The sequence below is a fragment of the Burkholderia sp. MS455 genome (assembly GCF_016899445.1).
In the GTDB taxonomy this organism is placed as follows: domain Bacteria; phylum Pseudomonadota; class Gammaproteobacteria; order Burkholderiales; family Burkholderiaceae; genus Burkholderia; species Burkholderia pyrrocinia_C.
Window position 1 is genome coordinate 1,041,408 of sequence record NZ_CP041779.1, and the last position, 14,331, is coordinate 1,055,738.

Below are 14,331 nucleotides of genomic sequence, written 5' to 3' on the forward strand. Positions count from 1 at the left end.
GTCGTGTCAGGCTTTGCATTCAACAAACTGGTCATCTTCGGTGTCGGCCTGATCGGCGGATCGCTGGCCCGCGCGCTGCGCGAGCGCGCGCCGGGCGGCGCGGGCGAGATCGTCGGCGTGGGCCGTTCGCGCGCATCGGTCGAGCGTGCGCTGTCGCTCGGCGTGATCGACCGCGCGGCGGCGCTCGACGACGACGCGCAGTTGCGCGATGCGCTGGCGGGCGCCGATCTCGTGCTGCTGGCCGCACCCGTCGCGCAGACGGGCCCGCTGCTCGCGCGCATCGCGCCGTGGCTCGCCGATGCGACGATCGTCACCGATGCGGGCAGCACCAAATCCGATGTCGCCGCCGCCGCGCGCGAAGCGCTCGGCGCGCGGATCGCACAGTTCGTGCCGGGGCATCCGATCGCCGGCCGCGAGTCGAGCGGCGTCGAGGCCGCGTTGCCGGACCTGTACGTCGGCCGCAACGTCGTGCTGTGCCCGCTGCCGGAGAACGCGCCCGAATCGATCGCGCGGATCGACGCGATGTGGCGCGCGACCGGCGCCGACGTGCGCACGATGAGCACCGGGCAGCACGACCGCGTGTTTGCGTCGATCAGCCATCTGCCGCACGTGCTGTCGTTTGCGCTCGTCGAACAGATCCTCGGCGAGACGGACGCGGAACTCAAATTCTCGTACGCGGCGGGCGGCTTCCGCGATTTCACGCGCATCGCGGCATCGAGCCCGGAGATGTGGCGCGACGTGTGCGTCGCGAACCGCGCGGCGCTGCTCGACGAACTCGACGGCTACACGCGCGTGCTCGCGCGGCTGCGCGAGGCGATCGACGCCGGCGACGGCGCGGCGCTCGAAGCCGTGTTCACGCGCTCGCGTGCCGCACGCAAGGCATGGCAGGAGCGTGGCGGCACGCCCGCTGCCGAACCGGTCAAGAAATAACAGGACGATTCCCATGGACTATCTCGATCTCGGCCCGTACTCCAGCGCATCGGGCACCGTGCGCCTGCCCGGCTCGAAGAGCATCTCGAACCGCGTGCTGCTGCTCGCTGCGCTTGCCGAAGGCGAAACGACGATCACCAATCTGCTCGACTCCGACGACACGCGCGTGATGCTCGATGCACTCGGCAAGCTCGGCGTGAAGCTCGCGCGCGACGGCGACACCTGCGTCGTCACGGGCACGCGCGGCGCGTTCACCGCGAAGACTGCCGACCTGTTCCTCGGCAACGCGGGCACGGCCGTGCGGCCGCTGACCGCGGCGCTCGCGGTGAACGGCGGCGACTACCGCGTGCACGGCGTGCCGCGCATGCACGAGCGGCCGATCGGCGATCTCGTCGACGGCCTGCGGCAGATCGGCGCGCGGATCGATTACGAACTGAACGAAGGCTACCCGCCGCTGCGGATCAGGCCCGCGACGATTTCGGTCGATGCGCCGATCCGCGTGCGCGGCGACGTGTCGAGCCAGTTCCTCACGGCGCTGCTGATGACGCTGCCGCTCGTGAAGGCGAAGGACGGCAAGATCGTCGTCGAGGTCGACGGCGAGCTGATCTCGAAGCCTTACATCGACATCACGATCCGGCTGATGGAGCGTTTCGGCGTGGTCGTCGAGCGCGACGGCTGGCAGCGCTTCGTCGTGCCGGCCGGCGTCCGCTACCGCTCGCCGGGGCGGATCATGGTCGAGGGCGATGCGTCGTCCGCATCGTACTTCCTCGCGGCCGGCGCGCTTGGCGGCGGCCCGCTGCGCGTCGAGGGCGTGGGGCGTGCGAGCATCCAGGGCGACGTCGGCTTCGCGAACGCGCTGATGCAGATGGGCGCGAACGTGACGATGGGCGACGACTGGATCGACGTGCGAGGCATCGGCCACGACCACGGCAAGCTCGAGCCGATCGACATGGACTTCAACCTGATCCCCGATGCGGCGATGACCATCGCGGTTGCGGCGCTGTTCGCGAGCGGCACGAGCACGCTGCGCAACATCGCGAGCTGGCGCGTGAAGGAGACCGACCGCATCGCCGCGATGGCGACCGAACTGCGCAAGGTCGGCGCGATCGTCGAGGAAGGTCCCGACTATCTCGTCGTCACGCCGCCGGAAAAGCTCACGCCGAACGCGGCGATCGACACGTACGACGATCACCGGATGGCGATGTGCTTCTCGCTCGTCAGCCTGGGCGGCGTGCCCGTGCGGATCAACGATCCGAAGTGCGTCGGCAAGACGTTCCCCGACTATTTCGACCGCTTCGCCGCGCTCGCCAAAGCCTGACCCGACTGTTCCGATGAAATCGACCCGACCCTTTCACCCGACTCCCGTCATCACGATCGACGGCCCGACCGCTTCCGGCAAGGGCACCGTCGCGGCGCTCGTCGCCGCGCACCTTGGCTTCCATCTGCTCGACAGCGGTGCGCTGTACCGTCTTGCGGCGCTCGCAAGCGTGCGCTACGGCATCGCGGCGGAGGACATTGACGCACTGGTGAAACTGATCGACGATCTCCACATCACGTTCCGCGAAGGCTGCGCGCAGCTCGACGGCATCGACGTGTCGAACGACATCCGCGCCGAAGCGGTCGGCAACCGCGCGTCGGCCATTGCCGTGCACGGGCCCGTGCGCACCGCGCTGGTCGCGCGCCAGCGCGCGTTCCGCAAGACGCCGGGCCTCGTTGCCGACGGCCGCGACATGGGTACGGTGATCTTCCCGGACGCCGTGCTGAAGGTGTTCCTGACGGCCAGCGCCGAGGCGCGCGCGGCCAGACGGCATAAGCAATTGATGCAAAAAGGTTTTTCTGCTAATATAGATGACTTGCTCCGGGATCTTCGTGAACGTGACGCGCGCGACAGCAATCGCGCGGCCGCACCGCTGAAGCCCGCGGCAGATGCCGAGCTGCTGGATACGTCGGCACTTTCGGTCGATGAAGCAGTCGACCAGGTGCTGCAGTGGTACCGGGCGCTCGGTCAGCCCGCCTGAGAAGGCAGGCAGCGGTAGGTGCCCCGCGTCGCAAGCGCGGAGCGTGTTTCGAACCCTTAACCCCGTGTGGTTTTCGATCTGGCCCTTTCAGCCTGCCATTCCGGCCGGCGTGGCACAGCGAGCCATGCACAATCAGATTTTTATGTCCGACCTGCAAACCTCCACCCCGAATACCGAATCCTTTGCGGCTCTGTTCGAAGAGTCGCTGACCCGCCAAGACATGCGCGCCGGCGAAGTGATTTCCGCCGAAGTCGTGCGCGTCGACCACAACTTCGTGGTCGTCAATGCAGGCCTGAAGTCCGAGGCTTACATTCCGATCGAGGAATTCCTGAACGATCAGGGCGAGGTTGAGGTGCAGTCGGGCGATTTCGTGTCCGTCGCGATCGACGCACTCGAAAACGGCTACGGCGACACGATCCTGTCGCGCGACAAGGCGAAGCGCCTTGCATCGTGGCTGTCGCTGGAAAAGGCCCTCGACAACAACGAACTCGTCACCGGCACGATCACCGGCAAGGTGAAGGGCGGCATGACCGTGATGGTCAACGGCATCCGCGCGTTCCTGCCGGGTTCGCTGGTCGACACGCGTCCGGTCAAGGACACGACCCCGTACGAAGGCAAGACGCTCGAGTTCCGCGTGATCAAGCTTGATCGCAAGCGTAACAACGTCGTGCTGTCGCGTCGTGCAGTGATCGAAGCGACGCAAGGCGAAGAGCGCGCGAAGCTGCTCGAGACGCTGAAGGAAGGCGCGATCGTCAACGGCGTGGTCAAGAACATCACCGACTACGGTGCGTTCGTCGACCTCGGCGGCATCGACGGCCTGCTGCACATCACCGACATCGCATGGCGTCGTGTGCGTCACCCGAGCGAAGTCCTGTCGGTTGGCCAGGAAGTCACCGCGAAGATCCTCAAGTTCGACCAAGAGAAGAACCGCGTCTCGCTGGGCATCAAGCAACTGGGCGACGATCCGTGGGAAGGCATCTCGCGCCGTTACCCGTCGGGCACGCGCCTGTTCGGCAAGGTCACGAACATCACCGACTACGGCGCATTCGTCGAAGTGGAATCGGGCATCGAAGGCCTCGTCCACGTGTCGGAAATGGACTGGACCAACAAGAACGTTGCTCCGTCGAAGGTTGTCCAGCTCGGCGACGAAGTCGAAGTCATGGTCCTCGAGATCGACGAAGACCGCCGTCGTATCAGCCTCGGCATGAAGCAGTGCAAGCCGAATCCGTGGGATGACTTCAGCCGCAACTTCAAGAAGGGCGACAAGATCACGGGCGCAATCAAGTCGATCACCGACTTCGGCGTGTTCATCGGTCTGCCGGGCGGCATCGACGGCCTGGTCCACCTGTCGGACCTGTCGTGGAGCGAAGCCGGCGAAGAAGCCGTTCGCAAGTACAAGAAGGGCGACGAAGTCGAAGCAATCGTGCTCGGTATCGACGTCGAGAAGGAGCGTATTTCGCTCGGCATCAAGCAACTCGAAGGCGACCCGTTCAGCAACTACGTTGCAATGAACGACAAGGGCTCGATCGTCGACGGCGTTGTGAAGACGGTCGATGCGAAGGGTGCGGTCATCACGCTGACGGGCGACATCGAAGGCTACCTGCGCGCATCGGAAATCTCGCAGGATCGCGTCGAAGACGCACGCAACGTGCTGAAGGAAGGCGACAAGGTCAACGCGATGGTGATCAACATCGATCGCAAGTCGCGCGGCATCAACCTGTCGATCAAGGCGAAGGATTCGGCCGAACAACAGGAAGCGATCCGCGGCCTGCAATCGGACTCCAGCGCTGCTGCGACCGGTACGACCAACCTCGGCGCGCTGCTGAAGGCGAAGCTCGACGGCCAGAACCAGTAAGCCTCACGAGGTCTGCTGAAGTATGACCAAATCCGAGTTGGTCGCGCAGCTGGCATCGCGATTTCCGCAACTTGTCCTCAAGGATGCGGATTTCGCGGTGAAAACGATGCTCGATGCAATGTCTGAAGCCCTGGCGAAAGGGCATCGCATCGAAATTCGGGGTTTCGGCAGCTTCGGCCTCAACCGTCGCCCGGCGCGTGTCGGACGCAACCCGAAGTCGGGGGAGAAAGTGCAGGTGCCCGAGAAGTTCGTGCCGCACTTCAAGCCTGGCAAGGAATTGCGTGAACGCGTCGACGGCCGCGCCGGTGAGCCGCTGAAGGCTGACGATCCGGACGACGAGCGTTGAGCGTCGTTCGGTTTGCCCGGAACCTGACCGGCGAAGGCTGAAGAAAAAAGCGCCCCTAGCGGGCGCTTTTTTCATTTCCGGCGATCGTGGCGCAATGGGGCGCGCAGGATCTGCGCAGCCGCGGAAACGCTTCCTTTACAATACGGGTCGATTCGGTGCGACGAAGGGGAGTCGCGCGCCGCGGCAAACCTCAACAAAGAGAGGGCTTCATGAAGTTTATCGTCTGGCTGATCCGGGTATTGGTGTTCGTGCTGCTGCTGGTGCTCGCGCTGGCCAATACGCAAACCGCGACGCTGAATTTTGTTGCCGGCTATGCATGGCAAGCGCCGCTGATCCTGATCGGCCTCGCGTTCTTCGTCGTGGGGCTGCTGGCCGGCCTGCTGTCCGCGCTGCCTTCGATCTTCCGTCTGCGTCTCGAGAACGGGCGCCTGAAGCGCGATCTGCGCGCGGCGCGCGAAACGCCTGCCGTCATCGACCAGCCGCCGATGCCGCCCGTCATTTAACACGGACGCCGCGCGATAATCGCGCGGTTTTCGTCTCTGCTTCGATATTTCGCATGGATCTGGATTTTTGGTGGTTGCTCGCGATTCCGGTTGCGTTCGCGCTCGGTTGGGCGGCGTCACGCTATGACCTGAAGAATCTCCTGTCGGAGAGTGCCAACCTGCCGCGATCGTATTTTCGCGGCCTGAATTTTCTGTTGAACGAACAACCCGACAAGGCGATCGACGCGTTCATCGAGGTCGCCAAGCTCGACCCCGAGACGGTTGAGCTGCACTTCGCGCTCGGCAACCTGTTCCGCCGTCGCGGCGAAACCGACCGTGCAATCCGCGTGCACCAGAACCTGCTGAGCCGTACGGACCTGCCGGTCAACGAGCGCGACCACGCGCTGTACGAGCTCGGCCAGGATTTCCTCAAGGCCGGCCTGCTCGATCGCGCCGAGGAGGCGTTCCACAAGCTCGCCGACGGCGACTACGCGCTTGGCGCACAGCGGGCGCTGCTGACGATCTACGAGATCGAGAAGGACTGGAACAAGTCGATCGATACCGCGAAGCGCATCGAGTCGATGAGCGACAAACCGCTCGGCACCGAAATCGCGCAGTTTCACTGCGAACTCGCGCAGGACGCGCTGCAGCGCAAGAACGCGGCCGCGGCAGCAGAGCAACTGCGGCTCGCGCTGACCGTGAACCCGCAGAACGTTCGCGCGACGATCCTGTCCGGCGATGCCGCGGAGGCGGAGGGCAATCACGCGGCTGCGATCGAGCACTGGAAGCGAGTCGAAGCGCAGAACCCGGCGTATCTGCCGCTCGTCGCCGACAAGCTGATGAAGGCCTATGTCGCGCTCGGCAAGAACGTCGACGGCGCGGAGCTGCTGATGGGGTATGTCGACCGCTATCCGTCGAACGACCTGCTCGACATCGCCTATCAGCATATCGCGGGGTTGCGCGGCCAGGACGCGGCGCACACGCTCGCGCGCGCGCAGATGGAGAAGTCGCCGAACCTGTCGGGGATGCTGCACCTGCTCGATGCGCAGATCGCGGCGGCCGACGAACCGCGTCGTAAGGAACTTGAAATGATGCGTGCGCTGATCAAGCAGCGCACGAAAAATCTGCCACGGTATACGTGCCAGAATTGCGGTTTCCGGGCGCGGCTCTTCTACTGGCAGTGCCCCGGATGCAGCGGCTGGGAAACCTATGCGCCGCGCCGCGTCGAACCTGCGATGTCGAGCTGATCCCGGCACGCGGAGCCAACGCGCAGCGGTTGTCGCCGGGTTCGTCCCGGCGGCCAAGTTAGTCAATTACCGGGAAGTACCGGAACATCTATGAAAATCACCATCATCGGCACCGGCTATGTCGGCCTCGTCACGGGCGCATGCCTCGCGGAGATCGGTCACGACGTCTTCTGTCTCGACGTCGATTCGCGCAAGATCGACATCCTGAATAACGGCGGGATGCCGATTCATGAACCGGGGCTGCTGGACATCATCGCGCGCAACCGTGCGGCGGGGCGCCTGCGCTTTTCGACCGACCTCGAGGCGAGCGTCGCGCACGGCGAGATCCAGTTCATTGCGGTCGGTACGCCGCCCGACGAGGACGGCTCGGCCGACCTCCAATACGTGCTCGAAGCCGCGCGCAACATCGGCCGCCACATGACGGGCTTCAAGGTGATCGTCGACAAGTCGACGGTGCCGGTCGGCACCGCGCAGCGCGTGCGCGGCGTGGTCGACGAGGCACTTGCCGCGCGCGGGCTCGGGGGCAGCGTCGCGCATCGCTTCTCGGTCGTGTCGAACCCGGAATTCCTGAAGGAAGGCGCCGCGGTCGAGGACTTCATGCGCCCTGACCGGATCATCATCGGTGTCGACGGCGACGAGACGGGCACGATCGCGCGCGAGAAGATGAAAAAGCTTTACGCACCGTTCAACCGCAACCACGAGCGGACGATCTACATGGACGTTCGTTCGGCCGAATTCGCGAAATATGCAGCGAATGCAATGCTTGCGACGCGTATCTCGTTCATGAACGAAATGTCGAATCTTGCCGACAAGGTCGGCGCCGACATCGAGGCCGTGCGCCGCGGGATCGGCTCCGATCCGCGTATCGGCTATCACTTCCTGTACGCGGGCGTCGGCTACGGCGGCTCGTGCTTCCCGAAGGACGTCCAGGCGCTGATTCGCACTGCGGGCGAGAACGGCCAGCCGCTGCGCATCCTGGAAGCCGTCGAGGCGGCCAACCATGCGCAGAAGGACGTGCTGATCGGCAAGATCGAGCAGCGCTTCGGCGCCGACCTGACCGGCCGCGAGTTCGCGGTCTGGGGCCTGGCGTTCAAGCCGAACACCGACGACATGCGCGAGGCGCCGAGCCGCCGCCTGATCGCCGCGCTGCTCGAGCGCGGCGCGATCGTGCGCGCGTACGATCCGGTCGCGGTCGACGAGGCGCGGCGCGTGTTCGCGCTGGATTTCGGCGACGATGCGGACGCGCTCGCGCGGCTGCAGCTCGTCGATACGCAGGACGTCGCCGTGACGGGTGCGGACGCGCTCGTGATCGTGACCGAATGGAAGGAATTCCGGAGCCCCGATTTCACGCGCCTGAAAGCCGAACTGAAGGCGCCGGTGATTTTCGACGGGCGCAACCTGTACGAGCCGGACGCGATGGCCGAACTGGGCATCGACTACTATGCGATCGGCCGGCCGTATGTCGATCCCCAGTCGTTTTCCCGTGGCTGATCACACGATGAATACTCTCCGCGAAGTCGTTCCGGTGCCGCGCGCGCAGCTTGCGCGCTCGCGTGTGCTTGTCGTCGGCGACGTGATGCTCGACCGTTACTGGTTCGGCAACGTCGATCGAATTTCGCCGGAAGCGCCCGTGCCGGTCGTGCACGTGCAGCGTCAGGAAGAGCGGCTCGGCGGTGCGGCCAACGTCGCGCGCAATGCCGTGACGCTCGGCGGCCAGGCCGGATTGCTGTGCGTCGTCGGTTGCGACGAACCCGGCGAGCGGATCGTCGAGCTGCTCGGCAGCAGCGGCGTGACGCCGTATCTCGAGCGCGACCCGACGCTGCCGACCACGATCAAGCTGCGCGTGCTCGCACGCCAGCAGCAACTGCTGCGCGTCGACTTCGAGGCGATGCCGACGCACGAGGTGCTGCTCGCAGGGCTCGCGCGCTTCGACGCGCTGCTGCCGCAGCACGACGTCGTGCTGATGTCGGATTACGCGAAGGGCGGCCTGACACACGTCACGACGATGATCGAGAAAGCGCGTGCGGCCGGCAAGGCCGTCCTCGTCGACCCGAAGGGCGACGACTGGGCGCGCTACCGCGGCGCGTCGCTGATCACGCCGAATCGCGCGGAGTTGCGCGAAGTGGTCGGGCAGTGGAAATCGGAAGACGACCTGCGCGCGCGTGTCGCGAATCTGCGTGCGGAACTCGGCATCGACGCGCTGCTGCTCACGCGTTCGGAAGAGGGCATGACGCTCTTTTCCGCCACCGGTGAACTGCACGCACCGGCGCTCGCGCGCGAGGTGTTCGACGTGTCGGGCGCGGGCGATACCGTGATCGCGACGGTCGCGACGATGCTCGGCGCAGGCGTGCCGCTCGTCGACGCGGTCGTGCTCGCGAATCGCGCGGCAGGCATCGTGGTCGGCAAGCTCGGCACGGCCACGGTGGACTACGACGAACTGTTTCACTGAGCGCATTCGGCGGCGCGACGAGCACGCCGCACGAGTAGCTCGCACTTTTCAGGCAGGACGATCATGACCCTCATCGTCACCGGCGCAGCCGGTTTTATCGGCGCGAACATCGTCAAGGCGCTCAACGAGCGCGGCGAGACGCGCATCATCGCGGTCGACAACCTGACGCGCGCGGACAAGTTCCGCAATCTCGTCGATTGCGAGATCGACGATTATCTCGACAAGACGGAATTCGTCGAACGCTTTGCGCGCGGCGATTTCGGCAAGGTGCGCGCGGTGTTCCACGAAGGCGCCTGTTCGGACACGATGGAAACCGACGGCCGCTACATGATGGACAACAACTTCCGCTACAGTCGCGCAGTGCTCGACACGTGCCTCGCACAGGGCGCGCAGTTCCTGTACGCGTCGTCGGCCGCGATCTACGGCGGCTCGACGCGTTTCGTCGAGGAGCGCGACGTCGAGGCGCCGCTGAACGTGTACGGCTATTCGAAGTTCCTGTTCGACCAGGTGATCCGTCGCGTGCTGCCGACCGCGAAGAGCCAGATCGCCGGCTTCCGCTATTTCAACGTGTACGGCGCGCGCGAAACGCACAAGGGCCGCATGGCGTCGGTTGCGTTCCACAACTTCAACCAGTTCCGCGCGGAAGGCAAGGTGAAGCTGTTCGGCGAGTACAACGGCTATGCACCGGGCGAACAGACGCGCGATTTCGTGTCGGTCGAGGACGTCGCGAAGGTGAACCTGTTCTTCTTCGATCACCCGGAGAAGTCAGGCATCTTCAACCTCGGCACGGGCCGTGCGCAGCCGTTCAACGATATCGCGTCGACGGTCGTGAATACGCTGCGTGCGCTTGACAACCTGCCGCCGCTGACGCTCGCGCAGCAGGTCGAGCAGGGGCTGATCGAATACGTGCCGTTCCCCGATGCGTTGCGCGGCAAGTACCAGTGCTTCACGCAGGCCGACCAGACGAAACTGCGCGCGGCCGGCTACGACGCACCGTTCCTGACCGTGCAGGAAGGCGTCGACCGCTACGTTCGTTGGCTGTCCGGCCAGGTTTAAACGGAAGCGTTGCATCGATAGACTGGGTCTCACGGTCGGCAGCCGCCGGCCGTTTTCATCGGAGATCCAGCACATGATCAGAAAATGGTTTGCCGCAGCGGTCATGCTCGGCGCAGTCGCGTCGGCCTGGGCGGCCGTCGACGTCAACACCGCGAACGAGGATGCGCTCGTCGGCATCAAGGGCATCGGCCCGGCGCGGGCGAAGGCGATTCTGGACGAACGCGGCGCGCGCGGTCCGTTCAGGAGTGCGGACGATCTCGCGTCACGCGTGAAAGGCATGGGCGGCCATACCGTCGAGCGACTTCAGCAGGAAGGGCTGACGATAGGTGCGGCCGGCGCAGGCGCGGCCGGCTCGGGCACTGCAGCCGCGCCGGTCGCGGGCAAGGCGGCAGCAGCAAAGCCCGCCGCGGCACCTGCCCGCACTGCGCAGAAGTAACGCGTCGCGCGCGACCGACAAAGAGCTCCTTCAGTCGCCGTCATTGCGACGGCTTCCCGCGGCATGCCGCGGGTTTTTTGCGTGCGCGCTGCGTGCGCGGCGATCGCGAATCGCGCGGCATGCGTATTCCATCGTCGCAAAGGGGTTGCCGGCGCGAGCGGCGGTGCTGGTTTACAATCGACCGATTGATCGGCCTCGTACTCACGGTATACCCATGGCTTACAAAACTATCGAAGACACGATCGGCAATACGCCGCTCGTGCAACTGGTCCGCTTGCCGGACGACGAGATTCGCGCGCGCAACAACGTGGTGCTCGCGAAGCTCGAAGGCAACAATCCGGCCGGTTCGGTGAAGGATCGTCCGGCGCTGTCGATGATCAGCAAGGCCGAGGCGCGCGGGCGCATCAAGCCGGGCGATACGCTGATCGAGGCGACGAGCGGCAACACGGGCATCGCGCTCGCGATGGCAGCGGCGATTCGCGGCTACAAGATGGTGCTGATCATGCCGGAGGACCTGTCAGTCGAGCGCCGCCAGAGCATGGCGGCCTATGGAGCCGAGATCATCCTCACGCCGATGAAGGGCGGGATGGAACTGGCGCGTGACCTGGCGGACCAGATGCAACGCGAGGGCAAGGGCGTGATCCTCGATCAGTTCGCCAACCCCGACAACCCGGTCGCGCACTACGAAGCGACCGGTCCGGAGATCTGGCGCGACACCGACGGGCGGGTGACGCACTTCGTGTCGGCGATGGGCACGACCGGCACGATCATGGGCGTGTCGCAGTATCTGAAGGAACGGAATCCCGCGATCGAGATCGTCGGTGCGCAGCCGGAAGAAGGTTCGCGCATTCCAGGCATCCGCAAGTGGCCGGAAGCCTATCTGCCGACGATCTTCGATCGCAGCCGCGTCGACCGCGTCGAGAGCGTGAGCCAGGCCGCCTCCGAAACGATGGCGCGCCGGCTGGCGGCTGTCGAAGGCATCTTCGCGGGCATTTCGTCGGGCGGCGCGTGCGAAGTCGCGATGCGCATCGCGCGTCAGGTCGAGAACGCGACGATCGTGTTCATCGTTTGCGATCGCGGCGACCGCTATCTGTCCACGGGCGTGTTCCCGGCCTGAACCCGTCCCGCACGCGATAAAAAAACGCCGCAGTTGCGGCGGTTTTTGTTTGGGCGGGTGCGTTGCCTACTGCGCTTGCTCGTCTGCGTTGGCCGGCTTCAGCGCGCCGCTCGCTTCCATCTGCGCCTTCACGGCCTCGCCGAGCTGGTACACGGTAAGTGCGTAGAAGAAGCTGCGGTTGTAGCGCGTCAGCACGTAGAAATTCTTCAGCCCGAGCATGTATTCGGTCGCGCGCCCCGGCGACGGCAGGTCGACCACGGTCACCGGCGTGGCGGCTTCGGTCGTGATATTGACCGCCGGTTCGTTCAGCGTCATGCCCGCGCGCATCAGTTGCGACAGTGCCCAGTGCGGTTCGGGCTGGCCGTCGGCGGCGGCCTGTGCGATCCCCAGGCTGCCCGTATCGGGCGTGATCTGCCAGACCACCGGGCGGTCGGTTTCCCAGCCGTGCTGCTTCAGGTAGTTCGCGACGCTGCCGATCGCGTCGACAGGACTGCTGCGCAGATCGACGTGGCCCGTGCCGTCGAAGTCGACCGCATATTCGCGGATGCTGCTCGGCAGAAACTGCGGAATGCCGATTGCCCCTGTATACGAGCCGAGCACGGTGGTCGGGTCGAGCTGGTTGTCGCGGGTCCAGACCAGGAAATCCTCGAGGTTCTTGCGGAACGTTGCCTGGCGGCTGTCGCGATTCGGCGTGTCCGGATAGTCGAACGTGAGCGTCGTCAACGCGTCGAGCACGCGGAAATTGCCCATGTAGCGGCCATAGATCGTCTCGACGCCGATGATGCCGACGATCACCTCGGGCGGCACGCCGAATTCCTCGGATGCGCGCTGCAGCGTCGCCTGGTTGGCCTTCCAGAACTTCACGCCCGCATTGATGCGGATCGGCTCGATGAAGCGCGAGCGATAGACGCGCCAGTTCTTGACCGTCGGCGACGCGGCGGGCTTCACGAGCTTGACCGCCGTCGCCGAATAGCTGATGCGCGAGAACAGCGCATGCAGGCTCGCGGAGTCGAAGCCGTTGCGGCTCACCATCTCGTCGATGAACGCGTCGACCTTCGCGTTGCTCGCGTAACGCTGGGGAACGATTTCCTCTTCGAAGGTCTGGCCTTGCGGCGCCGGCTGCTGGGGCTGGGCCTGTGCGACGCGCGTACCGGCAGGCTTCGCAGGCTGCGTCTGCGCGCCGGCAGGCGCGGCGCCGAGGGCTGTGGCGACGGCGGCGACGACGAGCGGAGCGCGAACACGGAGCAACGCGGAGAGAAGGGCGGCAGGCTTGCTGGAATTCATGTCGAAGCGGGCGGACGGGGCGATTGGGTTCGGCGCAGTATACCCGACGCATCCGGCGCGCCGGGGCGAAACGGGGCCCCGTTGTGGTAAGTTAGCGGCGAATTCGCGGCAGACGATGGACATCATTGATGGAGACCTGCAGCGCACCGCGCGCTGCGGAAGACAGCTTATGGCAACCGCTTTCTATACGCACCCCGACTGCATGCTGCACGAGATGGGGGAATGGCATCCGGAATGCCCGGCCCGATTGTCGGCGATCCAGGATCAACTGATTGCGAGCCGCATCGACGACCTGATCGTGCACGAAACCGCGCCGTTCGCGAGCGAGGTGGCGCTGGGCCGTGTGCATACGCAGGCGCACATCGACTACATCCGGAGCATGACGCCGGTCGACGGCTACGTCGAGATCGATCCCGATACGCTGATGAACCGCGACACGTGGCGCGCGGCGCTGCGCGCAGCCGGTGCCGCGATCGCGGCGACCGATGCGGTGATCGAAGGCCGCTACGCGAATGCGTTCTGCAGCGTCCGGCCGCCCGGCCACCATGCGGAGCCCGCGCGCGCGATGGGTTTTTGTTTCTTCAACAACGTTGCGATCGCCGCGCGGCATGCGCTCGACGTACACGGCATCGAGCGTGTGGCGATCATCGATTTCGACGTGCACCACGGCAACGGCACCGAGGCTGCGTTTGCAAACGACGAGCGCGTGCTGATGTGCAGTTTCTTCCAGCATCCGCTGTACCCGTTCTCGGGCGCCGATCACCAGGCGCCGAACATGGTCAACCTGCCGATGCCCGCGCGCAGCAACGGGATGGCGATCCGCGAAGCCGTCGACATATTCTGGCTGCCGCGTCTCGACGCGTTCAAGCCGCAGATGCTGTTCGTGTCGGCGGGCTTCGATGCGCATCGCGAGGACGACATCGGCAACCTCGGCCTCGTCGAGGCCGACTTCGAATGGCTGACCGCGCAGATCGTCGACGTGGCGCGTCGTCATGCGCAGGGCCGCATCGTGAGCTGTCTCGAGGGCGGCTACAACCTGTCCGCGCTCGGGCGCAGTGTCGTCGCGCACCTGCGCGTGCTGGCCGGCATCTGACCGGCGGGCCGCCGCCGG

14 protein-coding genes are annotated in these 14,331 nt (G+C 65.4%); 13 read left to right on the forward strand and 1 reads right to left on the reverse strand.

Features of this window, described 5'->3' with window-relative positions:
* The first annotated feature begins 3 nt into the window (after nt 1–3).
* The 12 genes from FPJ27_RS24010 (at nt 4) to cysM (ending at nt 11,936) form a co-directional block, all read left to right on the forward strand.
* A complete protein-coding gene (locus tag FPJ27_RS24010; protein ID WP_204425995.1) occupies nt 4–930 on the forward strand; it encodes a prephenate dehydrogenase/arogenate dehydrogenase family protein in 927 nt (308 codons plus the stop codon).
* Nucleotides 931–943: 13 nt separating this feature from the next.
* Nucleotides 944–2,248 (forward strand): 3-phosphoshikimate 1-carboxyvinyltransferase, encoded by a 1,305-nt coding sequence (aroA, locus tag FPJ27_RS24015; protein WP_034183036.1) that lies wholly within the window; start codon nt 944–946, stop codon nt 2,246–2,248.
* Between the two features lie 13 nt (nt 2,249–2,261).
* Nucleotides 2,262–2,948: a (d)CMP kinase gene (gene cmk / locus FPJ27_RS24020; RefSeq protein WP_072436058.1), complete on the forward strand. Its 687-nt coding sequence runs from the start codon at nt 2,262–2,264 to the stop codon at nt 2,946–2,948.
* Nucleotides 2,949–3,072: 124 nt separating this feature from the next.
* Nucleotides 3,073–4,803, forward strand: coding sequence for a 30S ribosomal protein S1 (gene rpsA, locus FPJ27_RS24025; RefSeq protein WP_006750753.1), 1,731 nt, complete (start codon nt 3,073–3,075; stop codon nt 4,801–4,803).
* A 22-nt stretch (nt 4,804–4,825) separates the two neighbouring features.
* The gene (locus FPJ27_RS24030) at nt 4,826–5,149 is read left to right on the forward strand and encodes an integration host factor subunit beta (RefSeq protein WP_072436057.1); all 324 of its coding nucleotides are present in this window, start codon (nt 4,826–4,828) and stop codon (nt 5,147–5,149) included.
* A 209-nt stretch (nt 5,150–5,358) separates the two neighbouring features.
* A complete protein-coding gene (locus FPJ27_RS24035; RefSeq protein ID WP_034183038.1) occupies nt 5,359–5,652 on the forward strand; it encodes a LapA family protein in 294 nt (97 codons plus the stop codon).
* A gap of 53 nt (nt 5,653–5,705) precedes the next feature.
* A complete protein-coding gene (lapB, locus tag FPJ27_RS24040; protein WP_034183039.1) occupies nt 5,706–6,878 on the forward strand; it encodes a lipopolysaccharide assembly protein LapB in 1,173 nt (390 codons plus the stop codon).
* A gap of 90 nt (nt 6,879–6,968) precedes the next feature.
* Nucleotides 6,969–8,369 (forward strand): UDP-glucose/GDP-mannose dehydrogenase family protein, encoded by a 1,401-nt coding sequence (locus FPJ27_RS24045; protein WP_072436056.1) that lies wholly within the window; start codon nt 6,969–6,971, stop codon nt 8,367–8,369.
* 7 nt (nt 8,370–8,376) lie between these two features.
* Nucleotides 8,377–9,327: a D-glycero-beta-D-manno-heptose-7-phosphate kinase gene (rfaE1, locus tag FPJ27_RS24050; protein ID WP_072436055.1), complete on the forward strand. Its 951-nt coding sequence runs from the start codon at nt 8,377–8,379 to the stop codon at nt 9,325–9,327.
* 63 nt (nt 9,328–9,390) lie between these two features.
* Nucleotides 9,391–10,383 carry an ADP-glyceromanno-heptose 6-epimerase gene (gene rfaD / locus FPJ27_RS24055; RefSeq protein ID WP_072436054.1) on the forward strand — a complete coding sequence of 331 codons (993 nt, stop codon included), beginning with the start codon at nt 9,391–9,393 and terminating at the stop codon, nt 10,381–10,383.
* A 73-nt stretch (nt 10,384–10,456) separates the two neighbouring features.
* Nucleotides 10,457–10,819: a helix-hairpin-helix domain-containing protein gene (locus FPJ27_RS24060; RefSeq protein WP_072436053.1), complete on the forward strand. Its 363-nt coding sequence runs from the start codon at nt 10,457–10,459 to the stop codon at nt 10,817–10,819.
* Between the two features lie 214 nt (nt 10,820–11,033).
* The gene (cysM, locus tag FPJ27_RS24065; RefSeq protein ID WP_204425996.1) at nt 11,034–11,936 is read left to right on the forward strand and encodes a cysteine synthase CysM; all 903 of its coding nucleotides are present in this window, start codon (nt 11,034–11,036) and stop codon (nt 11,934–11,936) included.
* Between the two features lie 66 nt (nt 11,937–12,002).
* Here cysM and mltB read toward each other — a convergent pair whose 3' ends face one another.
* On the reverse strand, nt 12,003–13,346 hold the full coding sequence (gene mltB, locus FPJ27_RS24070) for a lytic murein transglycosylase B (protein WP_072436051.1): 1,344 nt from the start codon (nt 13,344–13,346) through the stop codon (nt 12,003–12,005).
* A gap of 43 nt (nt 13,347–13,389) precedes the next feature.
* On the opposite strand from mltB, the gene FPJ27_RS24075 reads away from it, so the two are divergent.
* Nucleotides 13,390–14,313 (forward strand): histone deacetylase family protein, encoded by a 924-nt coding sequence (locus tag FPJ27_RS24075; protein ID WP_204425997.1) that lies wholly within the window; start codon nt 13,390–13,392, stop codon nt 14,311–14,313.
* Nucleotides 14,314–14,331 lie beyond the last annotated feature (18 nt).